This window comes from Pseudoalteromonas amylolytica (assembly GCF_001854605.1).
GTDB classification, from domain to species: Bacteria; Pseudomonadota; Gammaproteobacteria; order Enterobacterales; family Alteromonadaceae; genus Pseudoalteromonas; species Pseudoalteromonas amylolytica.
In genome coordinates, this window is sequence record NZ_MKJU01000027.1 from 339782 (window position 1) to 365149 (window position 25368).

Below are 25368 nucleotides of genomic sequence, written 5' to 3' on the forward strand. Positions count from 1 at the left end.
GCAATAATGGTCGAAAAATAAATATAATTAAATAAAACAATTGGTTATAATTTAAATGAACATTGATGTTGTACAAACGATCATCTATTCAAGCATGGTAGGGGTGACGGTACTTGCCCTTGTTGATGTGCTCAGCAAAGAAAAACAAAAGCCAAGTGTATTTTTAAGCGGGCTACTGCTGTTGTTGCTACTCAATGTGTTGGGGGAGCTGTTCTTCTATTCAGGTGCATATCAATATGCCCCTGCACTGGTTGGTGCGCAGTTGCCAGTTAGAATGCTGTTGGGGCCTGCTTTATATTTGTATGCCTATGCCTGTATGTCTCCAAATAGTGCGCCCTCGCGACGAACTTACTTGATAGCTTTAACTGGGCCCGTGCTGGCGATTTTGCCAATGTTACCCTTTGTGTTTGGACTCAGTTCAGCTGAAAAGCTCGCGTTGGCAGATCCCCTTACTCGAAACCCCGAACACTATAAATTTGCGCTGTTTATGTGCGTAGGCACTATGTTGGTCTTTGTTGTTTTCACGGGGGGGTATTTGGCCGCAACTTTGCAGCTACACCGTCGCCACTGTTTACAACTAATGGATAAATTCTCATCCATCGAACGTCAATCAATGGCTTGGTTCAAAGTGGTACTCATTCTTTGGGGGCTTGCGTGGTTTATGTATTCAGTAGAATACGTTATGGTATTTTTCGGGTGGCGCTGGTTTGGTACGGGTATCGTGTTGCCATTATTTGAAGCCGTGGTGTTAATCGCTTTTGCCCATTTGGCGTTAAAGCAGGCGGTGCTAGATGATTCTGAAAAAGGTAAGCCAAACGAAAGCGAAACCAGAGCTACCACTCTGAGTGAGCAGAAAATGGCACAGATTTCAGCTAAACTTAAAAAAGTTATGTTTGAAGATCAAATGTTTATGGATGAGGAGTTGTCTCTTAACAAGCTTTCCAATGCAATTGGTATCAGTGAGAACCATATTTCGGAAACCCTATCGCAGCACCTACAAATGAACTTTTTTCACTTCGTAAACAGTTACCGAATTGAATTGGCTAAAACGCTGCTGCTAACTACAGATAAGTTAGTGTCTACTATCGTTTATGAGGTTGGTTTTAATTCAAAATCTACCTTTAACACCGCTTTTAAAAAACAGACAAACCTGACGCCTTCAGCATTTAAAAAACAAGAAAAACTCGTAGAACACGAAAAAATAACGAATTAATTCGTTCGAATAGGCCCATTACGACGACTCGATAGCACAAACTTCGCATACTGCACGCATCAAATTACTGAAATTCAAGAGGTATAATATGAACGCGCAGAATGCACAGGGTAGTAACCTAAACTATGTAAAAATAACGGGGATTTTTTACTCGCTGGTTATTTTATTCGGCTTTTTACCAAGAGTCATGTTTGATAAACGTGTAATTTTTCGTGCTGAGGATCCAATACAAGCAATGAGCCAGTTCGAGCAAGCTTTTAGATTTGCTATTGCTGCTGACTTTATAATGTATACATTGGTGCTGATGTTGTCTTGGGGGCTTTATAAAGTTCTCAAGCCGGTCAATAAAGGTATGGCATTAATGGGATTCGCCTTTAGATCCGCTGAAGCCATTCTAGGCTTTGTTACCCTGATTTTTTATATTATGCCTTTGGTCATTCTGAGCAATGCTGATTACTTAGGTGCTTTTAATATCGAGCAATTACGAGCTCTCGCCATTTTGTTTATTAAATCCAGCGGTGTTGCTTATTACATACTTCTTCCAGTGATGGGGGTGGGCGCTGTCATCTACTGCTACTTATTTTACAAGTCTAATTATGTGCCAAAAGCGTTAGCCATTTGGGGTATGGTTACCTACATCACCATGATTGTTTACGGTGTGGTTAATGTGGCGATGGTCGATGCACCTAAAGAGTTGCAATATGCGATGTATCCTGGCGCATTGTTTGAGTTGCTATTTGGTCTTTGGTTATTATTCAAAGGAATAAAAACAAAGAGTTAGGTTGGTTTTTGATGTTGATTCTGTCCGTGTGCGCTTTACTTGGCTGGCTAAGCTATAACATTAGATAGACGCCGAAAGTAGCACACGAACAATAAACCTGTACGCCTTTATTTTGATACAATTTCCAAGCAATTTTTTTCGATACGTTAAGCGTTGATTGTAACTTCAGGATAAGTGAACATGAAACGAGGCTTAACTCATATTTTTGGTGGCCCAGTGCTCAGTGGCTTACTAAGTAGCGTGTCATTTACTAGTGACCTTTCACAGCAAGCCAAACAACAAACCATCAGCAAACTTTCTGCTTTTTCAGTCGAAGAATACGTCTTTGAAGATGTAGCTAAAAAGGTTTCAGCACAGTTACAAAGTGAGTTTGATGCGGGTAAGTTCTCTCAATGTCAAGACTCAGAAAGCTTTGCTAAGGGGTAAGTGCGTAGAAGCTAAGTTTGATCTATCTGCCAGAGGAAAGTCCAGCATATGTTTCAGAAGTGCAGAGTGATATAGGGTAGTAGGTCGAAAAATATGGAAAAATGGTTCAGGGTGCAAGCCATCCTAGGGGCTACAAATTCGACTGTCTTTTGATGAGCATGTGTGATCAAGAGAATAGGGTTTTTAACCTTTTAAAAGCGCTCATAGCCTGCTAAAAAAGCGTCATCGGATTTCTAATTTGAGTTTCCACGTATAGTTGATTAAATGATTGAACCAAAATAGGAACTGAGATATCGTTTGTTAATGAATAATAATAAATTTTAAAACGATTTACTCTATAGGCTCGTTGATAGAACATTAAAAAGTCCTTAATTAGCAGAGGATTTTATGTTGTTTCGATATGAATTGGGTTGAGGGAAATCGAACGCAAATAGAGTGTCTTGGCTAGAAAGGTTGATGATGAAAGTTTTGATGACGTGAAAGACTGAGGTTTTCAAAATCGACTAAGAAGAACATAGAGCGGTGCACTTATTATTTGAACTCAGGAGGAGTTAATGAGTAGTCATATTTTAGATATTTTTCCCTTAGTGGTTACAAACACGATGTGCAAATCACCTATAGAGTATGCACAAACGTTAGTTAGGCTGGAGTCCGTAACACCTTATGACGCAGGCTGTCAGGACTGGTTAGAGCAAAAAATGAACGCATTAGGCGCGGATATCACCCGATTCAAGGTGGGTAATGTCAGTAACCTAATTGCTGTGATTGATAAAGGCGATGGGCCTAATATCGCTTTTTGTGGGCATACTGATGTAGTACCAGCGGGGGACTCGAATAAATGGGACTTTCCACCGTTTTCAGGCCATATAGAGCAAGGCGTACTCTATGGCAGAGGGATTGCGGATATGAAAGGTGGTATAGCTGCATTTATTGGTGCTGCAGAAAGGCTGGTTAAGGAACAAACGTTTACTGGAAAATTATGGCTTTTCATAACGAGTGATGAGGAGGGAGAAGCGGAACATGGTTCTCGAGCTATTGTTGATCGTCTAAAAGAGCAGGGTGTGTATTTAGATTGTTGTATTATCGGTGAGCCGACAGCAAATCAGGAAGTCGGTGATGTAGTCAAAATTGGTCGACGAGGTTCAATTAGTTTTGATGTTGAAGTGCAAGGTAAAGCGGCCCACGCAGCTTACCCACAATATGGGATTAACGCCGTTCATCTGATGAGTCAGGTGATTGAAAATCTTAAAAAACATCAATGGGACGAAGGGTGTGAAAATCAACCTGGGACTAACCTAGAGGTGACTTATATCAACTCTGGAGATTGGACTGATAATGTGATCCCATCGAAAGTGGTAATCAGTTTAAATGTTCGCTATTCACATCAGCATACTGAAACGGAAGTGAAAAATACGATAGAACGATTGGTGAGTGCAGTAACATCTGAGTATAATATTAAATCTTATCGAAGCTGTGTCCCTTACTTTTGTGAAGATGGCGCTAAAATATCGTTGACTCATCATGTTCGGGAAGCCATTCGGGAAATGTTTTCTATTGACTGTATTTTCTCAACATCTGGTGGCACGTCTGATGGGCGTTTTTTTAAAGAAGTGTGTTCGCAGGTGATTGAAATTGGACTATCAAACAAAACAATTCATCAAATCAATGAGCGGGTCGAAGTTACGCAAATTGATAAGTTGAGCCATCTTTATTTTTCAGTATTTAGCAAGCTTTTTTCACAGGCTGAACTCGAAAACAAAGCCGACAAGCCTTATCTAGTCACCGACTAAAGCCTCTAACGTGTTTATCTTGTCGATGGGTTAAACATTAGCGTTCCCCCCATTTTTCATACTTATTAAATCCTTACAAAATGGGACACGAATAGAGCTCACTAAAATTTCCTTCAGGCACTTTATAGCTGGGCAGCCATTCAAATTTGAATGGCTGTCTGCATAGCATGTTCTCAATTAAAACAGCACTGCCTTACCAACAACTCGAACAGCTACTTTTAGCCGAAGTGAGTGATACACTCGCCGACCATTTTTGAATCAGCTTCACTAGGTCATGGCCAATACGATTTTACGATTGCCTTCATAGGGGGCTCTACCGTGTGCTACAAGCAAGTTATCGATAATAAGAATATCATTTTTCCGCCAATCGAAAGTAAGGCTCAGATCCTGATAGACATCATTGATGATTTTAATCATCTCATCGGGTATAGCACTACCATCATCTGCAAACACCACATTTCTAGGTGGTAACACCCCACAGCTATCAAGCAATACTCGGTATGATTCCCCTTGAGCATAAGGGTGAAATACATGCGCTTGATTAAACCAAACTTGTTCGCCAGTTACTGGATGGGTCTGGATTGGCTCACAAGTTTGTAAAGTAGTAAGGCCTTCGTCTGTCCAAATGAGCTCGATATTATTTTTGTTACAATACTGCTCAACGGCCGCTTTATCGGATGTACAAAATGCATCTTGCCAGCTAAGGTCTATGAACGCATTGAAGTTTCGTTCAAATCTTAATTTCCTTTTCACAAATTCTTGCTGTATTTCAGCTGGAATCTTAGCAAGTACTTTACGGCTACATGTCAAAGGTGTTTGACCTTGACTAAATTCGTCAATGACACACTTGAACCAAAGGCGTTTCGGCCAGTGATTGCTATAAGCATTCTCATTATGTTGCAATATAGCTCTATCCTGAGGATATTCGGTTGTCGTATAAGTTTTGCCCGACAAGTTGGTCCTCGGTGTTGAACGAAACTTATATTCTAAAGGGGTTTCGCCACACCAGTTTAGAATACTATCCAGCTCCGTGTTTGCTACATCAAACCCGCGCAACAAAATTGCACCATGTGAGTGCAACTTTGTTTCCAGCTCAGACCATTGTGCTTTTATCCAACCCTCTAAGTCAGCATTATCTTCAGTCGTAATGGTATAGAGGAGATCGTCCTGTATTTTTAAACTGCTGTTCATTTCGTTCCTCCTTTATACATGGTTGAAGCTGTCGGCAATCGGTCTGTTGACAAATCGTCTAGAGGTGATTATCACCACAAGGACGTAAATAAGAAGCACAGCGATGCTCGATGTGATAAAGCTCAATAGGAATAGTGACATTGATGTATCTGGCATTATAAATCGTGTAGCCATAATAGAAGACACTAAGGCAACTATGATTGTGACGATGAGCGCCTTTAAGTTGTATGTAAGAAGCTCAGTGATAATATGAGTTGGAGATGCACCTATTGCCATTTTGGTCGCTATTTTCGAACTACTTAAGCGGCTGCTATAATCTTGCAGGCCATACAAGCCAATAACAGCAAGGAAAGTACATAGCAACATTAAAAATATTGTTGATAACTCAATTATATTAAAGGGCGCTTTCATCTCATTCAGTTTCGCTTCAATAGAGTCGTAGGTAAATATATTGACCTCAGGTGATACGCTATTGGTGATCGAGACTAAGTCAGACTTTGATAGTGCTTGGTCTGGCTTGAACTTAACGAGCAGCTGTGTTTTAGATTGAGGCGCAGGTCGATACATCCGGCTTATATCATCGACTTGACCAGGAAACTTCATATCAGCAACGATACCTGAGATAGTAAACATTCGTTCGCCATCTGGAGTCAGTTGCTTGCCTATCGCATTACCATCGCTAGAAAGCTCTTTTGCAAATGTTTCATTAATGATCACCAGCGGGTTACGATTAAATACATCTTCATAACTGAATGCTTTTCCTGCGATAAACTGCTGTGCAATGATATTGAAATATTCAGAGCTGACGGTACTAAACTCTGGTGCATACTGCGACTCTGTGTGTGCGTCTTTAATTACAAAAATGTCTCTCGGGTCTAATGGAGAAGCACTTTGCTGTACATATTCGGTGCTAGGTAAGTTGTTTAGTGCTTGTTCAAGCTGGTTCACAATAGAAAAGGTGGCTTCCTCTGGCCATTCTCCCTCGCTGTGGCTTAATTCAATGCTGTATATATTTTTACTATTAAAGCCAAGGTCTTGCTTCGATATTTCGTATAGCTTTTGCAGAACAGACGTACAAAACACGATCAGCATAATTGCGCAAAATACCTGAACAGACATTAAGCCCTTTTGAGCGGTACTCGACACTTTAATGCCAGCACCTTTACCGCTTGTCTGCATCGCTGAGATCAGGCTCTTATAATTCACTATTGATATACTCAACTTAGAAAAGAGAAGAGTGAAGGCAAATACGCTTACTATCGCTAAGCCGATAGTTAAGCCGTTTACAGATAGCTCTTTTAGACGAGGCAAGACATCCGTTAGGTGTTGTTGTAATAAACCAAAAGTAAAATAGCTAAGGACAAAGCCAAGCACGGTTGAAAGGGTTATTAACACCGCGGATTCGTTAAATATTTCTTTAAATAAGTCCGTTTTGGAAGCGCCTAATGCGGCTCTAATAGCCAGTGGCTTATACATCTCAACTGTACGCATTAAAAATAAGTTAGAAATGTTCACACACGCAATAAAAATTAATCCATATGTGCCAACAATAAACAAGTAAACCAAGTGAATATTGCTGCCTAAAATCACGTCTTTTATTTTCGATGTTTTTGCATTGATACTCCAGTTATTAAAGAATGCAATGCCTTCGACTTGGCTTTTCCAAGTTCTATAAAGGTGTTGAGAAATCGACTCGTTGAGTGAATCCGGCTTGATGCCTTTGTGCACTTTTCCTAATAAAATGAGCTTTTCATCAATGTTGTACCAAGTTTCAGCTAAGTGTACGCTCGGGTTAAAGTCCCAAGTTAGCCAAATTTTGGTATCTTGACCTCTTTGATTTATTTCAGGCTCGACAAATGAGCGGTCCAATACCCCAACGATTTGAAACTGCCTGTTCGATATCGTTATTGTTTTATTAATAATATCGGGATTTTGACCATAGTATGTTTGCCATAAATCATAGCTAATAACAGCAGCCGGAACATTCTTCTGAAAGCCCTCATTGTCACTGAAAGTTCTACCTAGTTTGGTCTGAGCGGCTATCATAGAGAAGAACTCAGGTGTGATATAAGCAGTTTCTATTGTAGGTTTGTTCACGAGTGATGTAACGACATCTCTGGTAAACAGCGCCATTGAAGCCTGTTCAAAAAATTGTTTGTTATTGTAAAGGTCAACTAAACCTGGATAGGTATAAGCGTTAGTTTCACCTGTAGGGCTATCGAATATATGTTCAACCTTTACGATGCGCTCACTGTCTGGGTAAGGTAGGGGATCTAAAAGTAATAGATTTGCCAGTGTGGTAGCTGTTAAAAATGCTGAAATGGCAAGCGACATAGTGACTATCACTGTAAAAGAAAAATACTTCTTCACCAGCAGCCTTTTCGCCAACTGTAATAGGGATCCAAACATTTTAATATTCCTTACATTAAGCCGTTTCTAGTATTCCGTCTGAAAGCTTGTATTTTATATGTGCAAGATCAGCATATCTTGGGTCGTGTGTTACCAAACAGATGGTGGCGCCCTCTGCATGTAACTGATTTAGAACATCTAATACTAAATCCCCACTTTTAGAGTCTAAGTTACCTGTTGGTTCGTCAACAAGCAGTACGGAAGGTGACCCAACTAATGCTCTTGCAATACCAACACGTTGTTGTTGTCCACCTGAGAGTTGGTTAGGCTTATGGTTCATTCTATGTTCCAAGCCAACTTTTTTAAGACATTCTTCGGCTTGTGTACGAATGGCATTTTTGTCTTTCCAATTCGCGTTGTACTTAAGTGGGAGCATGACATTTTCAAGGACACTTAATTCATCGATCAAATTGAAAGATTGAAATATGAAACCAATCTTTTCGTTTCTCACTTTTGCACTATCGTGCATGCTCAGAGAGTCAACTTTAACGCCATCAATGTAATAGTCGCCACTAGTTGGAGTGTCTAGCAGGCCTAAAATTGATAAAAGCGTAGACTTTCCACTACCAGAAGGTCCCGATATTGAAATGTATTCACCCTGATGTATCGACAAGTCTAGACCGGTCAATACGTGACTTTCTACTTCTTCAGAGTCGAAAACTTTACTGATATTTTTAAGTTGAATTATTGGGGCTTTGTTCATAGTAATATTATCGTTATTGTGTTCCATGTTAATCCGCCAGATTGATCTCTTGTTTTTGTTCTGAGAGCGTTTTTAGGTTGTTGATAATGTACTTTTCACCTAATTTCGCCCCAGCTAAAACCTGAGTATATTTGCCTGATTGGGCACCTAATTGAAGCGTTTTCGCTTCTCCTTTTCTGTTGTCTTGCGACATTTTGTATAAGGTTACTGAGCTATTTGGTTGCGCGTTGGTAGGTGTTTCAATGTAAAGCGCATCCTTGATAGAAGCGATATTGATATGGCTTTGAACATTTTGCTGAGCTCTTGCACCTTCAATGCTTTCATCTTCGAATTCAACTTCAACAGTAATGTTGTTATTCACAACCACAGGTTCGATTCTAACGATACTACCAAGCGCTTTTTTCCCATTAAGAAAAATGCTTGCTTTTTGACCTGTCTGCAGCATAGGAGCCTGGCTTTGTGGCACGCGCAGGTGTGCAACGAGTTCATTTGAACTGCCAACTTCTGCTATTTGTGTGCCTGTAGCAACGCTTTGCCCAACTTCAACAAATACTCTTTGTACGACGCCATTGAAGTTAGCTTTTACACTTAAAGAGTCGACCCGTTTTTCTATGCTGCGAACTACCGACTTTTGTTGCTCAATGAGCTTCTCTGCAATCTTGACTTCTTCTTTTTGTAAATCAGCGACTTGTGATATGCGTTCTTTTTGAACATCAATCATTAGTTTTAACTGTTCGATATTGACTTTGCTCGCCTGAAAGTCAATTCGTGAAATAATCCCCACGTCTGATAACGATGACTCAGACTCTAATCGCATTTTGGCAACAACAAATTGCGATTCAAGCTCTGCAAGTCGTGACCTTTGATCGAGTCTTTGTATCTTTTGATTGATCTTGGTTTGTTGCAACACAGCTTCTTGTTGCAACAATTGGAGTTGAGCTTGCTCTAGTTCTTGCATCAATTCTGGGTTACTGAGTACAACGATGGGAGTGCCTTTTTCGACGATTCCACCAGGTTTTACAAGCAGTTCTTGAACAGTTGCTGCGCTTTGAGCTGTTAGCAGTTGCTTATACTTTGATTCAAGTTGACCAAACGCATTAATAGAGACGTCAAAATTACCTTTTTGGACGTCTGCTATTTCGACGCTTGAGAGTGAAACATCGTGACCTTCGTCATTGTATAAGTAGATTGCAAGTACAAGCACTAAAGCGGTCACAGCAACTATTATTATCGGGTTATTCCTTTGTTTAGGTGATTTTTTTATATCCATTAAAATAGTTCCCACTTTGTTTTGAGTAAAGGTGCAATAGAGCTAAAGTTATCGGTCCAAAGTAATTCATTGGTATTTTCGATGACGCCTCTTGTCGAGGCGTTTAGTAACGCTTTGTCATACAAAAGATCGCGATTCTTTGTCATTAATACCCAGTCAGCGCTGCTACCTTCCTCAGCGTTTGTTCCTTGGCTGAAATAGATTAATTCAGTTTCAAGTTCAATCGCTGCGGCCTTTATAACTGGTAGTAGATCGATATAGTTGTTTGAAATATGTAGTGCTAAAACGCCGTCTTTATCCAAGTTCTGCCAATACAGTTCAAACGCTTCGATAGTCAGTAAGTGTTTTGGAATTGAGTCACTAGAAAAAGCATCAACGACAAATACATTAAATGGGGCTTGTTCAGGATCGCGTTTTGACAAAGATAACCTTCCGTCACCTAAAATAGTTGATACTTGTGCTTTGGTATCAGACAAGTAGCTAAAGTGGCTGCCAGCAACGCGGATAACATCAGGGTTTAATTCGTAGAAGGTAATGGAGTCTTGTGCATCGCCATAAGCTGCAAGTGTGCCCGTACCTAGCCCTATAATACCCATATTAAGGTCATTCGCTTTCTTCACTGAATTTAGTAGCAAACCAATACCACTTTGGTGACTGAAATAGGCTAAAGGCAAGTGCTTTTCATCTTCATTTAAGCTTTGTGCGCCATGAGAAGTGATTCCATCAACCAATCTTCTTTCTGATATATCACCAATGTTGATGTCTTTCACCGTTAATGTGCCATAGAAATTACGCGTCGAATAAACATCAAACTTCTTATAAGCGCTGTTTACCATGAAAAACAGCAACAAGAATAAGGCTACGGCTGTGCCCCCTCCAATTTGTTGAAGCTTCAAATGACGCGCTGACTTTTCTTCTTTCACATTTAACAGCAATAACACCATAGTAAGGAAGATACTGATTGGCAGCTCTAAAAACTCATCGAATATAAGCGGAGAAACTACGGAGACAAGCAATCCACCAAAGAAACCACCAACAGACATGGTCAAATAAAAATTTGTTAAATATTCTTCTTTAGGGGCTGATTTGGCCAGCTCGCCGTGACAAATCATACAACCCGAGCCAAGTGCAATGCAGTAGATTATTATCTGGCTGTACAGGTCGAACATGGTGCTTGTGTGGTATAAAAATACAATACATAGCGCACTTAGCAAAAATACGCCGCCGGTCAACCAACGTCGATATGCATTAACGTTACTGAAGCTAATAATGTAAGTCGTCAGGTAGATGACCAAGGGGAGAATCCATAAAAATGGCACTGGCGGAATGTTCTGGGTCATTGCATTAGTAATCGAAAGCAATAATACAACGCCGGTCAATGCAAGCAGAGTCCAATATGCTTGCAACCTTAGAGGTAATTTAGTAACTAGTTCGCCAACCTTGACAGTTTTACTGGTGAGCTTTTTATCACTAAATATTTTGAAAATAATGAATAACAAAAAGAAAGAGTAGACACAGTAAAACACACTCCAAATAGTTTGTTGTAGACCAATTGTAAGTTGGGGTTCTATTAAAAACGGATAAGAAATAAGCCCTAATACGGCACCAACATTAGACAAAGCGTAGAAGTAATAGCTTTTAGATTCAGCATCACTTTGATTCAGTGAATACCATTTATGTAGCATAGGCACTGTTGTTGAGAGCAGTGTATATGGTAAACCCACCGCGAAGAACAAGGTGGTAAGTACATCCAAAATGGGCAGTTCTTCACTTAAGTTCAGCTGATACAACTCAACGGATAATGGCATGAATAAAAAGCAAATAATTATCAATGCCGAATGGACCTTTATTTGATTTAGTACAGTTAGCTTGGAAAGGCTATGTGAATATAAATAACCAACTAACAAAAATGTTTGGAAAAAAAACATACAGCTGGTCCACGTTGCGGCAGACCCACCAAAGTAAGGCGTCATTATTTTCCCAAGTAACGGCTGTATTTGGAAAAGAAGGAACGACGAGATAAAGATTGTTAGTAGGTTTATTTTTTTCATTTTTCTATTTAACAGTTATAGGTTTGTTACATGAAATCCAATATTTCACTTAGACTATTGAAAAAGAAATCGATATCTTCTGTTGTCGTGTAGACATATGCTGAGATCCGCATTACTTGTTCGCCAGCAACTGCACTGACTAATGGTTGAGCACATAAGTGACCCGTTCGACAAATTATCCCATAGGAATCACTTAAAATCCTTGAAAGGTCGTCTAGATTACTAACGCCCTGAATAGAAAAGCTGGTTGTAGAGCTTCGAGCATGTCCGACACCACCGATGATTGTAAGTCGTTTATTTTCCAATATCTTACTTACAATATAATCAGAAAGGAAGTTATCATATTTTTCAATATTTTCCATTCCTAACTTGTCGATATAATCCAGCGCAGCGTTAAATCCAAATACGGCAGAAATATTGGGCGTACCAGCTTCTAAACGGTGTGGGAGCTTTCTTGTCTGGGTGTTATCTAACGCAACCCAGTCAACCATACCGCCCCCCCATTGCATAGGCTTTAGTTCTTCCAATAGGGCTTTTTTGCCATATAAAATGCCTAAGCCAGTAGGGCCGAGGACTTTATGGGCAGAGAACGCCATAAAGTCTACATCTAGAGATTGTACGTCAATTGCTTTATGAGGAATTGACTGAGCCGCATCCATTAATGTGAGAACTCCATGCTTATGTGCCGCTTCAATCATTTCTTTCACCGGCAGATACAAGCCAGTGGCGTTAGAACAGTGCGTGATTGCTGCCAACTTAGGTTTTTCTTCCAGTAATTTATAGTAAGTCTCTAAATCGAGAGAGCCATCATCAAGTAGTCCAACGTAGCGCGTTTTGGCGTTCTGTTGCCATGGAAGAAAATTTGAATGGTGTGCATCTGAGCAAACTAAAATCCAGTCATCGCTGTCGAGTTCTAGCCCAAGTGCCACCATATTGATAGCTTCCGTTGTGTTTTTGCAAAATACCACTTCGTTACCACTACAACGAATGAAATTCGCGACTTTATAGCGAGTTTGTTCGTAGATATTGGACGCCTCTTCAGTAACGTAACTTTTCCCTCGGTGTACATTTGTCGCAACATTTTGATAGAAATGAGTAATCGCTTCTATAACACAGTTTGGTTTCAGCGACGTTGCAGCACTATCCAAATATACGACATCCACACCATCTATTTGTCGACTGAGAAAAGGAAAGTCATCCCGTAAATCAAAGCTCTGCATAGCATTATTCATTTTATTCTCCTTGCTCGCATGGCATACACGTTCTGAATTTACCGGAACGTCCGGTTTCTATATAGGGTACCTTGACTATGTTGAGTTCTGTGTTTGAGCCCAGCAGTGTTGATAATCGTTGATTTAGTTGTTGTTCTGAACTTTGTAGCCAATGCTCGTTCACTATCACCCTTAACTCGAAGACCGTTTGCTCTTTTTGCACTAGTTGATATAGCGCCAACCCACTTGGTACACCAATGGCTTCATCCACATCGTTTGGCGTAACAAAGGTGTCTTGCAGGTAAATAAAGTCTGACTTTCTGCCTTCAAATGTCACTACCGGTGAGCTAGAGCCGCAGCTACAGTTGCCTTTTTGCAATCTGTACATGTCACCAGTTCGATACCGAACATGAGGAAGGGCACCTTGGTCTAAACTGGTGATGATCACTTCAGCCAATTCATTGACTGAAGCTGGTTCTCCAGCCTCATTAATAAATTCAAATATGAAACTCTTACTGTTGAGGTGTAAATGTCCATGCTCACACTCCATAGCAACCCAGCCAAACTCCGACATAGAAACGAGTTGTTTGACTGCGTTTTCACTAAACATTTCGTTAATTTGTGCTTTTGCAATTTTGGTTACATTGCTAAATGTTGCCACGATGGGCGCTTCGGGCAGCACTTTATTCCTTTTTTTCGCGTGTCTCACGAGAAATGCAAAATGTGTAGCATCTATATAATAAAGGTTAGGTTGATAAGACTCGATTTCTTCAATCGCTCTATCTAGCATATGCTCAGGTGTTGTCAGAAGATCGTGATACACAGGCAGAATTAAAGTTCCATCCTTCATTAATCTGTCTTCCATTGTGCTATTTGGGTTGGCACATTCAACATCAGAACAGTTTGGGGCAGCATAGCGAACGTGTTTGCGAGGCGTAGCTGAGAATGCAGTAGCGATTTTTGGCAGTGTTTCACTACAGTTTATTGCACGTTCTAATAAGAGCGTGCCAAACTCAAAGGTGACAAGTCTGTCGCCAGTGGTTCCTGAACTTGGTGAGCGGCTAAGCCTCGCATCATCCAAACTGTATCGACCAGCGAATATTCCTGCAGGAAAATGCTTTCTAAACTCTTTTTTCTCGAAGATAGGAAACTTGGACAGATCTTCAATACGTTGGAAGTCATCCGGAGTAAGGCCCATCGACGTTAATCGAGACTTGAACATTCTGACATGTTCATAACAGTACTCAATCTCACGTTTAGCGTGTTGCTCGTTTTTTTTATTGGCAATAATCAATTGAATAGATTGCATTATTTCTTCCTAGAATTACCAAGGGATATCACTTCCGTACCGTACAATCTTCGCGCTTCTAGCTGCTTTTCTTCACATCGCGCGATTAATTTATCTGACTCAATAATCGGTTCAGACGAAGTAGTATATGCAATGCTAGAAACAAATGATAACCAAGGTTCAGCCCCCATTGCGTAGATGTAAATGGCGGATGGTTCAAGACATTGTGTGATATGCCACGCACTGTCACAGTCAGATCCATTCAGTCTACGGTCTTGATCCATTTTGCGACGAAGCGAACCACTATAAAGTGGCCCATAAACCCAAGATAGGGGAGCACCTTTGCATTCCATGCCAATAAACAAAGTATCTATTGGGCCTAGGTATGTTCTCACGTTTTCGTACAGCTTTGGTGATAGGTTACGTGAATCGGCTGTACACATGAGTTTGTGGCCCTGCACTTCGATGAAGTACGCCAGTTTACTCTGAATATTTAAATCCCCGTGTTCACCAAAGAAAGGAACACCTACAATTCGAGAATCAGAATTGATAGTGACGGTTTCAAATTCTGACAGCTCAATGATATTTTTAAAGCCCAACTGTGTCAGCATCAACTTTATGGATGGGTCTTGTAAGGTGCCGCTTGCCGATGGTGGAACAACCCAATATTTTACTTTATGTCTTAGCTGCAACATAGTTTCAAACAAGATGTGATCTTGATGATTGTGAGTTAATACAACATAATCAATAACATCAGGTAGGTCTTTGTATGAAAGACGATCAGGTCCATTAGTAATATCATAACTAATGATAGGGTCACTCAAAATTGAGCAGTGTTGTGACTCTATTAAAATGGTCGCATGCCCAAAGTATCTCACGCGGATGGTGTCATCTTGGATTGTATTGGCTTCTGTGGTCACGTAGCTTGGCTTTTCGCTGAAAAATGAGTAGAACAGTTCAGCTTTGGTTGCTCTGTTTGGTGCATGTGACAAGATCTCTTCTACTTCTTCCAACGATAAGCCATGTTGCTTCGATGCAAATAATTTTTCATACAACGGCGAATCAAAAGGAATTTGCAGATTAACCGTATTGTCTCCCTCAAATCGAGGCGAGCTGAGAATAAATGGTCTGTCATCCGAATTTAAATGACATAGGTTTATAGATTGTAAGCTTTTATCATAAAACTTTGGGTTCATGTAAAACAAAGGCTCAATCAGTCTAAAGCTGGGGTAGTTATTAAGATCGTAATTGAGTTCAACCATACCTTGTAAAGGCTCTGGAATGCGTTCATATAAACTTTCCAAAGACATGCCTTTAGCTTCTTCTTGGATGAGTTTTTGTAAGTCGTCGATTGCTTGACTTAGGGCGACAATCTCAGCACGATTTTGCTTGTCTTGCTCTAAAAAGTCTTTAATGAACTCAGGTTCAAGCTCATTGGCATTCTCTACAAATAATCCACCTTTGAGTGACTTCTTTTGTGCCGAAGACGCGTGAATCTCTGGATTTGCTGTATAAGATTCTAAGATCCTGTGATGTTGCTTCGTCGTTATCATAGCGTTAGTCGCAGGAGATATTAACATCGACCAAGCGTACCAATTATTCACTAGCGGCTCGGCCTGAATATTTCCTTTAAGATAAAATCGCTTACTCACAATATACTCCTTCAATTACGAACCGATGGTTCTATTACTGCTGTTTCCGTTGGTGTCTCAGTTGCGTAGTCTTTTGATTTTGAGAGACCAAGTTGAATTTCTTTAATTAGTTTATGTGACGCGTTAAACGCAATTTGGCGAGAGAAATGGAATGGGTTACCGTCTATGAAATCACCGTCAGATGTAACTAATTCACCAATGTCCAACACGGCGACATTAAATGTTTTAGCCGTCGTTGCGACAATGTGCTTACATTTTGTAATTTCACGAGATAGCTCTTGCCAGACTTCAAAATTATCTTTGGGTGCTATGTCACTATGGTCAATTAAAATAATCTTGGTGTTTGGCATCCGCGCTTTGACTGCATGAATCGTTTCAGTTAAAAACCGTTCAAATAAATCCAGTCGTTCCGAGTTTTCGATATAGGTACAATTATTGGCTAGCCATTTAAGGCCTGATGGCGAGTAGATCTTGTCCCACCAAGGACCTGAACCGAGGTGCTGCTTCCATTCCTTAACAACATGCCAGTTTTCTTTCTTGGTCAAATCGACATGAAATGGTGAGATAGGCAAGTAGATGTCGGTGTTTTGGTATTGGTAATAAGCTGTCCGGTAATCCTTAGCTAAGTCCAAAATAAGTACTTGCCTTTGATCACTTAAGTCAATCGTGGGTTGAACATCACTCGTCCAAGCTAATGCGGATTCTAGTTCTGCTTTATCATGGCTCTTACCAAATTGATACCTCATCATTGAGGCACTTGCACGCCATTCAGAAACATCTGTAAGTATGTCCGGTAATACATTTTCCATGTACGCATTCAATACATTAACCGTACATCCACCTTGGAACAAAATATTGTGCTCGTTAACCTGAGTAGGCTGAGCGAAAAAACGTGCTTGTATGGCAGTTAATGCTGGCCTTAATATAGGAGCGAAATGCCATAACTTATCGCCAATTTGGAATAGCTTCTGTTGCCAAAACGACAGCTCAGGTGTGATCTCGCCTATCCAGTCTGGTGCAGTACCCATGAGAGAGTCGAGCTGTTTTGAATTGGTGCTAAGTTGAGGATATCCCAGCATATAATATATATGTTGCTCTATGCCCATATTCAAAATTCGGCATGAAAACACAAAGTGCTCTAATTGCGAGGTGCCATTACTTAATTGCTTGAGTGCATAGAAGCCGCAAATGCCGTAATCACCATATTTATCTTTTACCCATACAGCTTTGCAAGTTACTGATTTATCGATCACCAATGCTTCAACGGCTGGTTTTTCGATGCGCTTTTTGGTGAAATTAAGCTGGTTTGTCCGTTCAATTAATTCGGCAATTCTATCGATGTGTTGCTCAGCTGAGACAAACGCAATTTTTATATCAGATTGTTTTAGAAAGTCTGAGCTGGATTCAACTTGCGCTCTTTGCTCTGCTTTTCTCTCAAGTAGCTTGTAGTGGGCAAGTCTAGTATGTTGTTTGTCAGGTTTCGGGTTGTCTTCAATATAAGACTTCAATACCTCAATATATTGCGCATCTAACACCATTAAGTTTGGTAATTCGAACTTTGCAGCTTCAAGGTTGAGTATTCTATCGTCAACGAACAGCGTGTTATCTGGTCTCAGTTGTACATCTTCAATTATTTTTCGAATAGATGGCCCTTTTGGCTGCCAATTTATTTGAGGAAATACAAAGTATTCCCAGATGCCTAGAGAAACGAGTTTTGCTTTAACAATTTCAAAGTCATTATTTGAGCAAATTGCATTAACAATACCATTATCAACAAGCGCTTTTAGAAGTGCAATATGCTCCGGTGGGCAGCTTACATCACCCTCTGAAATAGTGCCTTTCCAGAAAGTATCATCCATATCCCAAATAACCAACTTAAGCTTATTAGTAATTGTTTTCATGCTTTGTCCATGTCATTTAGAAGCACATTAAAGTGCCAGTGTTTAAGATCGCCATACACACCAAAGAGGTCGTAAAAGGTCCTATCTATGTCCCATTGCAACGACGACTTTACGTGGTCCTGCAAATGGTTCCCGCCCATGGGCAACTAACTTATTGTCCATGAACAAAATATCGCCCTTTTTCCAATCAAAGCGCACCGTTGCCTTGTTATAGGCGGTTCTAATATTGTCAATGATATCGTCTGAAATAATTTCTCCATCACCCCAAAACACATTGAACGGCATTCCTTCATGACCAAAAGCCGCGAGCATCTCATCCTTTATCTTTGGTTCCATAGAGGAAGGGTGCCAAAAAGCGATATGGTTCATCCAGACTTTTTCTAAAGTGATAGGATGGGTGTGAACAGCTGGTCTAACTTGAGTCGTTCTTACTTGATGCTCGCTAATCTTTTCATAATCCATTTGCATCTGTTTGCAATACTGCTCGATAGCTAGATGGTCTTCTGTCTCAAAGGCACGAATGAGATCTGGCCCTAAACCCGTGCCGAAGTTTCTAATTAACTTCCACTGCCTTGCCTCAAACTCTTCAACAATGTCAGCATCAATATAACTTAACACTTTTCGGCAATCAGCGATTGGTGTGGCACCTTTAACAATGGCTGCCTGTAGGCAAGCAAAGATAATTTTCTCTGGAACCTTAATCACATAAGAAAGCTCATTATGAGGGAAAATAGACAGCTTCTCAGGGTATTCAGTAGATGTGTAAACATTATTCCCTAGCTTTTGTCTTGGGGTGCCGCCTTCGACATAGTTTGTAGAGTTTTCAACAAACACGCCTGACACTTCTTTGAAACTTTCCAAATCTTGAAGGTCAAAGTTTCTTATAAGCAACGCTCCACTTTCTAAAATCTTTTTATTAATAGTATCTATATTATCTGAAGCCCATTGTATTGCGCTTGTGTTAGAACCTCTATTCTCAATCACTGGCAACCAATCTATTTTATGTGATGTTGAAACATCTACTGGATTGGTAATTAAGTTCACGTTTGTTTCATCCATAACAGCTTACTTATATCTATTTTTGTTTTTTTATTATGCTATTGGAATTATCATCCCATGCATAGTGTTTTATTAGGTGACTTTCGTTTTTTCTTTCATGATATTAACTTAGGCTAAAACGTTGCTTCTGCTTTAGCTTTTTTAACTAGTAGTTTGTGAATTATATTTTTCAATATAGATAGTCCTTCTATTAAAGTTCTCTCACTGACGGCCAATGATATTCTAATGCATTGCTCTCCACCAATCGAAGATGAGTCCACACCGAAAAAGAAGACATCACCGGGAACAATGATTAATTTATGCTTTTTGGCTTCTTCATAAATAACTTGTGAGTTGCATTTTAAGTCTGAAAACTGTATCCAAAGAAACATTCCTCCGGAATATTGATGCATTTTCCAATTAATGCCTTTAAATAAATCCATCATTAATGTTTTGGCAAATAGCGCCATGTCGGAATACATAGGTCTTAGCACTTGGTGACAAAAGCGACTTAGGTCATGATGATTTATAGCTTGATTAGCCAGTAGCTGGGCATATGCATTAGGCTGAATAGTTGCATTACATTGACTGAGCGATAAGTTAGCCACCAGAGCTGAATCGGCAACGGCAATACCAATTCTACTACCAGGAATGCCGGCTTTTGAAAAACTAAAACTATAAACTAGATTTGGAAGCATTTTAAAATCAATAGGCTGGTGGCATAGCCCTGGGAAAGGGTTGCCATATGCGCAGTCGATAATTAGTGGTATTCCTTCATTTTCAGCTGCTTTAACTAAAAACTGCCATTCTTGTTCAGACAAGCATTTTCCTGTTGGATTACTGGGAAATGATAATATCATAGCTCCATGCTCACGACGGTTTACATGACAATTTTCAATGTCCAGTTTATAAATAAACTCTTTATCATCTATATTTTTAACCGTCGGCAGCCTCGCATCAAAACCGTCCTGATTTAATATTTGTCCACTGTAACCCACATACTCGGGCAGGGCTGGAATGAATATCTTTTTGCTGTCGCTATTAAATTGTCCAGAAAATATATTGTTAAGCATAAAGAAAAGAGATTGGCTACCATTTGTTACCAATATGTTTTCAGCGGTAGTTTCCCAGCCATAATGCTTATTAAGTAGTTCCGAACATGTTTTTCTTAATAGTAAGTCTCCCGAAGTGCTGCCATAGCTCATTACTGATTGGGCAACTTTTTCCGCAGATATAGATTTAATAACTGATAGCCAATACTCTTCAACTTCTTTGGTTATTAAAGGGTTTCCAACACCCAAGTTTAACCACTGTTTACTGTCACTAGACAGAGACATATTGATGTCTTTTGCTAGTTTAATCATGGGAGAATTTTGGCACATCAAATTCCCCTGCTTTGAAAGGGTTAACGACATAGTAAGGCTTCTATGTGATCAAAAATGAAAACCTCTATATTTTCATTTTTGGAGATTAACAGTCGTCTTTTAACGTGCTGGGTGATTAATACATAATTGGTCATGACACATCTATTAGAGAAATAATTTGTTCTGTTACATCGGATGTGCCAGCTTCACCACCCAAGTCGGGCGTTTTGTGAGAGCTAGCCATTTGCAGATATTCATCAACAGCTGCAGTGATGCGTTTTCCCCATTTGTCTAATCGCAAATGATCATATAAAAGGGCTAAGCTGTAGAGTGACGCCACTGGATTAGCAATTCCTTTTCCAGCGATATCGGGGGCAGAGCCGTGAACGGGTTCAAACAAAGCGATACCCGACTGTGGGTTGATATTCGCGCTTGGGGTAATTCCTAAACCACCTACAACTCCCGCGCCTAAATCACCTAGAATATCACCAAATAGGTTACTGGAAACGACAACATCTATCGATCTAGGGTCGCTGACCATACGTTGGCAGTACGCATCAATGTAATGCTCTCCTGTTTCAATGTGATTAAATTCTTTAGATATTTTGCGAAAGCGTGTTCGCCATAGTTGACCGATATTCGTCACGGCATTTGCTTTATCGACTAAGTCTACGCGACGCCTATCGTTTGCCACTGCCCATTCAAACGCTTCTCTTATAATTCTGTCTACAGAATGCGTTGAATAATACGCGGTATCCATTGCGGCTTGCGTGCCATCAACACCAGCAACAGAGCCTCCCACTTGAGTATAGAGCCCTTGGGTATTTTCTCTGAAAATAACCATGTCAGCCCCCTCGACTCGGTTTTCCTTAAGGGGGGAGTAACAGTTGCTAACAGCTCTAATAGGCCTAAAATTAACGTATAAGTCTAAAGATTGTCTTAATTTTAGAAGCAGCTCTCTACCGTGCTCCATATTAGGAATACGAGGATCACCGATAGCGCCGAACAAAATACCGTCTACACCATCCGTAAGACTCTTTATATCCGAATCTTTTAGAATGTAACCGTGCTCAAGATAAAAGTCGGCATCTCGGTTGAAATATTCATAATTAACAACGTCACAGCTCGAGTGATTGATATGCTCAATAACTTTAACCGCTTCGTTGGTCACTTCTTTGCCTATACCATCACCGGGTATTATGATGATTTTTCTTTCAGTGTTCATTTTTACTAAAAAATTCCGAAGGGGTCATTAATTTACCTGCAACTGCTGCAATAGCCACAACCGTTGGAGAAGCTAAGTAAACACTCCCAGGCCCAGAACGACCTGGAAAGTTTCTATTTTGAGAGCTAATTGTTACCTCACTCGATTGTTTTGAAACACCAGGGCCTGCGTTGATACATGCACCACAAGAAGGGTCGATTAACTTGGCTCCAAAGCTTTCAAATAGCGATATATAATTTTTCTCTTCACAATATGATTTGACGTTGTCACTGCCAAACTGAATGTAAAAGTCAATATTGTCTGGCTTTTCCAAACCGAGCTTCTTTGCGTGAAGTAACACTTGCGCATACAGATCCATATCCGAATTTTTTCCTCCGGTGCATGAGCCTGCATAAGCTCTGTCAACTGTGATTGTGTTGAGTCTTTGAGCAAGAATATGCTCTAAAGAATGCACATTTCTAGGATCGCCAGGCAATGCAATTGATGGGCTAACCGAGCTGAGTTCCAATGAAAGTTGATGATCAAATTGGGCATCATCATCATTCACCAATTCAAGCAAAGCAGTTACTTGATGCTCAGGTAAATCTCTCATTTTCTCTATGTAATCAAGGGTCACAGAATCTACTTCAAAAATTGCGGTGGTAGCGCCCATTTCAACCGCCATATTGGCAATCGTCGCGCGTTCGTCGATTGATAAGTGTTTGATTCCGTCTCCTTTATATAGGAGTACGCAGCCAAGTGCTTCTGAATGCTTAAAGAAATCTAATGTCAGCAACTGAAGTACGATATCTTTAGCGGTACACCATGGGGGGAGTTCGCCAACCAACTCTATTGCAACGGTCTTTGGCATGGTAAATTTTACATCTTTCGTAAACCATGCATTTGCCATATCCGTTGCCCCAACACCAAATGCAAAACACCCCAACGCGCCAGCGGTGCAAGTATGGCTGTCAGTCCCTATGATTACCTGTCCAGGTAGAGCGAGATCTTCCATCACCGCATTGTGGCATATTGCAGACTTTTCGCTAGCAGAGCGTCCTGAGTAGTAGGTTAGGCCATTGAGCTTCACGAACTCTAACTGTGTCTCAATAAGTCTGTTGGCTTGGACGGCCAAGTGTTGCTTTTGCGCAGGTAGCGTTTGCTCTAAAAATGTTAAATGGTCTTGAAAGCAAACGATAGATGTTGGGTCCGTTAATGTCGCGTTATGACCTAATTCGCTTTCAAACAGTGATATGCACATAGGTGAAACATATTCGTGAGAAAACCTTAGATCAACATGACAAAAAGACACTTCATTGGACTGATGATCTGAATAGATTGAACTGAGTCTATTTTTTACTATTTTTTGTAATAAATTTAGGGGGGTAGCCTCATCGAAGACCGTAATCGGCTGTTTGTTTTTATGGTGTTCAATATTAAATTTAAACAACCCCCCTTTGTAAATGATTTCTCTATCAATTCGCGACATAGATTCGCTGAACTTGTCCAGCGGGATCGGTTGTTTGTCAAACACATACTCTAATATTGAAAAATCTGTGGTAGGAAACAACCCAATATTAATACAGTTCTGATAGTAGATTTTTTCAAATGATTTGGCGACGATGACTTTTGCGCCTAGTGCTTTTTCAGCATAAGGTGAATGTTCTCTTGAAGAGCCACAGCCCTTTGAATTTCCAGATACTATCACACACGGGTTAATACGCTTTATATCGCCTTCGTGCACAACCCCTTGCCTCAAGCCGAGATAGGCAAAGTCAGCTAGCTTCTCATCGTACCAAAAGCAGCACCAACCGGGAGTTATCTCGTCTGTGGAGATGTTATCCAATAAATCGTTGCAAATATCTTGTTTTAGGTATTCATCAAGAGATTTCACACCTTGGTTATTAATTTGCACTTCTATTTGCTGGGGGGTGTTTGTGAGTACGAATGCTCTCCCATTCGTATCAATATAGTTTTTTGACACCTTAATTCACACCTTCAATTACGCTGTATATTTCATCATCGGTAAGTGGACGATGTCGCTGAGAAGCAAATTTCAAAATATTGTCCACTAATTCTGATGTAATTAAGACATCGCTTTGTTCTAGCCAATTGATTACATTCGCTTTTCCTGACATATAGTTAATTTCAATTTCATTTTCTCGGGAGAAAGCAGAGGCAGGCACTGATGAATAAATCAAATCACATAACATGGGGTTCTCGAGTAGCTTGGACTTTCTAATTGCCGCAGCATGGACGCCAGAGGCTGTTTTAAACACATTGGCACCAAACACAGGATAATTGTCGGGGATGGTCTGCTTAAAATAAGTTGCTGACAATTCGACATAATTTTTTAACTTACTGACATCCCATTGTGTATAGCCCTGTAAGAACAAATTAACGATGATTTGGTCAATAGCCGCATTTCCTGTGCGTTCACCTATGCCAAGTGCGGTCCCATGAATACGATCACAGCCAGCCAAGATAGCTTCCATAGAGTTTATTAAGGCTAACCCTCGATCATTGTGGCCATGCCAGTCAAAACCGATCTGATAGTCGCGTTGTTCAAAATATGCTACTGACCAAGAAACGATTTCACGCACACCGGCAGGAGTGCTTTGGCCAACCGTGTCACATAACACAATTCTGTTGAGGCCTAGCTCAATTGCAAGATCATACATAGATGAGAGCGTGCTAGGTAATGCTCTAGTGGCATCTTCAATTACTAAAGTTGGTGTTAATCCTTGGGATAAACTGAATTCAAGCGTTGTTCTTGAAATTGAAATAATATGTGCTAAATCCCATTTTTCGACCAGTTGTCTTATGGGACTTACCGCGATAAATAATAGGGGTTCAATTGGTCTCCCCATTATTTCTGATAGTGAAATAATGGGTTTTATATCCTCGATATGTGTTCTACCTGCGCAGCAAGGCTTTATTTTAAGCTGGCAGTTTGAGATATGAGAAACGAGCGATTTAATATTATTAAAAGCACGTTTATTTGCCGATGGAAAGCCGATATCGAGATACTCTACACCTAATTTTTCCATAGAGGAAATGAGTTCTTTTTTCTCATCTAATTCAGGTAGCCAAACGCCTGGAGATTGAATGCCGTCTCTGAGTGATTCATCTAAAAGCGATACTTTTCTTTTTAATTTAGAGCTTTCATTCCAATTATGGATTAATTCCTTTTTATGCATACTGAATTCCTTTTAAAATACGTCTAGAAAACTATCTTATTGAATTGTAGGCGTTTCAATTTTCAATACGGTAAGCCTTGTTTTCGATTTAGTCAATAGTAAAAAGTCTTTCTTGGTATTAAATAAAAGTCTTTTACTAAGAGCTCAATGTTGATGTATCTAGGTGATAGTAATCTTAAGTTTGATTGCTAAGGTGCTTCTTTTTGTTGTTATTTGGTTCTCTAATTTGCCAATTTTATGGGGAGGTTTTTCTGTGAGTATTGGGGGGAGATAAACAGTGAACGCGTGAATATTCTTTAACTCTCAGATTTGTTGGTTTCATCTAAATGCTCAGTAATCATCAAGGCTGTACGGTGGTTTCGCGTAATGTTTGTGTTTAAATTTTCACTCATCTTAATTAAGTTGGAACTTTATTCAAAAAAAATACTAAAGACTCCGTGGCATATTTACTATGCATTGGAGTGTCTCTTTCTCTAAAGTAGGCATCGGAAGCCAGTGCAAACAACTCTCTATAGGCCATATACATTGCCGTTATTCTATTTTTTAGTGTCATAAGGCTCTCTCAGTTTTTTTACCGTAAACTGCAATAACTTGCCTTTTAGTCAGTACTTGTGTGATCTCGTCACACTTTGTGAGGTTCATGAAAAGTTCATTAATAGTAGGGGGTTATCGTGGT

Annotated in this window: 18 protein-coding genes; 4 read left to right on the plus strand and 14 right to left on the minus strand. The window is 40.0% G+C overall.

The genetic code is table 11. From position 1 onward, the window contains the following. Window positions 1–55: 55 nt before the first annotated feature. The 4 genes from BET10_RS13520 to dapE all read left to right on the plus strand — a co-directional run bounded on the left by BET10_RS13520 (window position 56) and on the right by dapE (window position 4210). On the plus strand, window positions 56–1213 hold the full coding sequence (locus BET10_RS13520) for a helix-turn-helix domain-containing protein (protein ID WP_070986109.1): 1158 nt from the start codon (window positions 56–58) through the stop codon (window positions 1211–1213). Between the two features lie 88 nt (window positions 1214–1301). Next, window positions 1302–1994 carry a DUF4386 domain-containing protein gene (locus BET10_RS13525; protein WP_070986110.1) on the plus strand — a complete coding sequence of 231 codons (693 nt, stop codon included), beginning with the start codon at window positions 1302–1304 and terminating at the stop codon, window positions 1992–1994. 180 nt (window positions 1995–2174) lie between these two features. Continuing rightward, a complete protein-coding gene (locus BET10_RS13530; protein WP_070986111.1) occupies window positions 2175–2420 on the plus strand; it encodes a hypothetical protein in 246 nt (81 codons plus the stop codon). A 554-nt stretch (window positions 2421–2974) separates the two neighbouring features. Next, window positions 2975–4210: a succinyl-diaminopimelate desuccinylase gene (gene dapE, locus BET10_RS13535; protein ID WP_070986112.1), complete on the plus strand. Its 1236-nt coding sequence runs from the start codon at window positions 2975–2977 to the stop codon at window positions 4208–4210. A gap of 267 nt (window positions 4211–4477) precedes the next feature. Here dapE and BET10_RS13540 read toward each other — a convergent pair whose 3' ends face one another. The 14 genes from BET10_RS13540 to BET10_RS13605 all read right to left on the minus strand — a co-directional run bounded on the left by BET10_RS13540 (window position 4478) and on the right by BET10_RS13605 (window position 24692). Further along, the gene (locus BET10_RS13540; RefSeq protein ID WP_070986113.1) at window positions 4478–5401 is read right to left on the minus strand and encodes a TauD/TfdA family dioxygenase; all 924 of its coding nucleotides are present in this window, start codon (window positions 5399–5401) and stop codon (window positions 4478–4480) included. 12 nt (window positions 5402–5413) lie between these two features. Next, entirely contained in the window at window positions 5414–7810 is a 2397-nt protein-coding gene (locus BET10_RS13545; protein WP_070986114.1) for an ABC transporter permease, read from the minus strand. Window positions 7811–7826: 16 nt separating this feature from the next. Further along, window positions 7827–8513: an ABC transporter ATP-binding protein gene (locus tag BET10_RS13550; RefSeq protein ID WP_096348953.1), complete on the minus strand. Its 687-nt coding sequence runs from the start codon at window positions 8511–8513 to the stop codon at window positions 7827–7829. A 28-nt stretch (window positions 8514–8541) separates the two neighbouring features. Continuing rightward, window positions 8542–9783 carry an efflux RND transporter periplasmic adaptor subunit gene (locus tag BET10_RS13555; RefSeq protein ID WP_070986115.1) on the minus strand — a complete coding sequence of 414 codons (1242 nt, stop codon included), beginning with the start codon at window positions 9781–9783 and terminating at the stop codon, window positions 8542–8544. Further along, on the minus strand, window positions 9783–11591 hold the full coding sequence (locus BET10_RS13560; protein WP_139158575.1) for a fused MFS/spermidine synthase: 1809 nt from the start codon (window positions 11589–11591) through the stop codon (window positions 9783–9785). Before BET10_RS13560 ends, BET10_RS13555 begins: the two co-directional genes overlap by 1 nt. 269 nt (window positions 11592–11860) lie before the next feature. Then, window positions 11861–13066, minus strand: coding sequence for an aminotransferase class V-fold PLP-dependent enzyme (locus BET10_RS13565; protein WP_083330550.1), 1206 nt, complete (start codon window positions 13064–13066; stop codon window positions 11861–11863). Between the two features lies 1 nt (window position 13067). Further along, window positions 13068–14354 carry a phenylacetate--CoA ligase family protein gene (locus BET10_RS13570; RefSeq protein ID WP_070986117.1) on the minus strand — a complete coding sequence of 429 codons (1287 nt, stop codon included), beginning with the start codon at window positions 14352–14354 and terminating at the stop codon, window positions 13068–13070. After that, window positions 14354–15985, minus strand: coding sequence for an MBL fold metallo-hydrolase (locus BET10_RS13575; RefSeq protein WP_083330551.1), 1632 nt, complete (start codon window positions 15983–15985; stop codon window positions 14354–14356). The genes BET10_RS13570 and BET10_RS13575 overlap by 1 nt, the downstream gene beginning before the upstream one ends. A gap of 11 nt (window positions 15986–15996) precedes the next feature. Continuing rightward, window positions 15997–17886: an HAD-IIIC family phosphatase gene (locus BET10_RS13580; RefSeq protein WP_070986118.1), complete on the minus strand. Its 1890-nt coding sequence runs from the start codon at window positions 17884–17886 to the stop codon at window positions 15997–15999. 81 nt (window positions 17887–17967) lie between these two features. Then, window positions 17968–18945 (minus strand): TauD/TfdA family dioxygenase, encoded by a 978-nt coding sequence (locus tag BET10_RS13585; protein WP_083330552.1) that lies wholly within the window; start codon window positions 18943–18945, stop codon window positions 17968–17970. Window positions 18946–19058: 113 nt separating this feature from the next. Next, a complete protein-coding gene (locus BET10_RS13590; protein ID WP_083330553.1) occupies window positions 19059–20339 on the minus strand; it encodes an aminotransferase class I/II-fold pyridoxal phosphate-dependent enzyme in 1281 nt (426 codons plus the stop codon). 100 nt (window positions 20340–20439) lie between these two features. Next, entirely contained in the window at window positions 20440–21513 is a 1074-nt protein-coding gene (locus BET10_RS13595) for an isocitrate/isopropylmalate dehydrogenase family protein (protein ID WP_070986120.1), read from the minus strand. Next, window positions 21503–23476, minus strand: coding sequence for an aconitase family protein (locus BET10_RS13600; RefSeq protein ID WP_070986121.1), 1974 nt, complete (start codon window positions 23474–23476; stop codon window positions 21503–21505). The genes BET10_RS13595 and BET10_RS13600 overlap by 11 nt, the downstream gene beginning before the upstream one ends. A 1-nt stretch (window position 23477) precedes the next feature. Continuing rightward, window positions 23478–24692, minus strand: coding sequence for a LeuA family protein (locus BET10_RS13605; protein WP_083330554.1), 1215 nt, complete (start codon window positions 24690–24692; stop codon window positions 23478–23480). Between the last annotated feature and the right edge of the window lie 676 nt (window positions 24693–25368).

Excerpts from the sequence above, each read along its gene's own strand:
- BET10_RS13525 (WP_070986110.1), top strand. The coding sequence starts at position 1,302 with ATGAACGCGCAGAATGCACAGGGTAGTAACCTAAACTATGTAAAAATA.
- BET10_RS13580 (WP_070986118.1), bottom strand. The coding sequence starts at position 17,886 with ATGAAAACAATTACTAATAAGCTTAAGTTGGTTATTTGGGATATGGAT.
- BET10_RS13565 (WP_083330550.1), bottom strand. The coding sequence starts at position 13,066 with ATGAATAATGCTATGCAGAGCTTTGATTTACGGGATGACTTTCCTTTT.
- BET10_RS13555 (WP_070986115.1), bottom strand. The coding sequence starts at position 9,783 with ATGGATATAAAAAAATCACCTAAACAAAGGAATAACCCGATAATAATA.
- BET10_RS13595 (WP_070986120.1), bottom strand. The coding sequence starts at position 21,513 with ATGAACACTGAAAGAAAAATCATCATAATACCCGGTGATGGTATAGGC.
- BET10_RS13530 (WP_070986111.1), top strand. The coding sequence starts at position 2,175 with ATGAAACGAGGCTTAACTCATATTTTTGGTGGCCCAGTGCTCAGTGGC.
- BET10_RS13585 (WP_083330552.1), bottom strand. The coding sequence starts at position 18,945 with ATGGATGAAACAAACGTGAACTTAATTACCAATCCAGTAGATGTTTCA.
- BET10_RS13540 (WP_070986113.1), bottom strand. The coding sequence starts at position 5,401 with ATGAACAGCAGTTTAAAAATACAGGACGATCTCCTCTATACCATTACG.
- BET10_RS13560 (WP_139158575.1), bottom strand. The coding sequence starts at position 11,591 with ATGCCATTATCCGTTGAGTTGTATCAGCTGAACTTAAGTGAAGAACTG.
- BET10_RS13545 (WP_070986114.1), bottom strand. The coding sequence starts at position 7,810 with ATGTTTGGATCCCTATTACAGTTGGCGAAAAGGCTGCTGGTGAAGAAG.
- dapE (WP_070986112.1), top strand. The coding sequence starts at position 2,975 with ATGAGTAGTCATATTTTAGATATTTTTCCCTTAGTGGTTACAAACACG.
- BET10_RS13520 (WP_070986109.1), top strand. The coding sequence starts at position 56 with ATGAACATTGATGTTGTACAAACGATCATCTATTCAAGCATGGTAGGG.
- BET10_RS13605 (WP_083330554.1), bottom strand. The coding sequence starts at position 24,692 with ATGCATAAAAAGGAATTAATCCATAATTGGAATGAAAGCTCTAAATTA.
- BET10_RS13570 (WP_070986117.1), bottom strand. The coding sequence starts at position 14,354 with ATGCAATCTATTCAATTGATTATTGCCAATAAAAAAAACGAGCAACAC.
- BET10_RS13590 (WP_083330553.1), bottom strand. The coding sequence starts at position 20,339 with ATGTCGTTAACCCTTTCAAAGCAGGGGAATTTGATGTGCCAAAATTCT.
- BET10_RS13550 (WP_096348953.1), bottom strand. The coding sequence starts at position 8,513 with ATGAACAAAGCCCCAATAATTCAACTTAAAAATATCAGTAAAGTTTTC.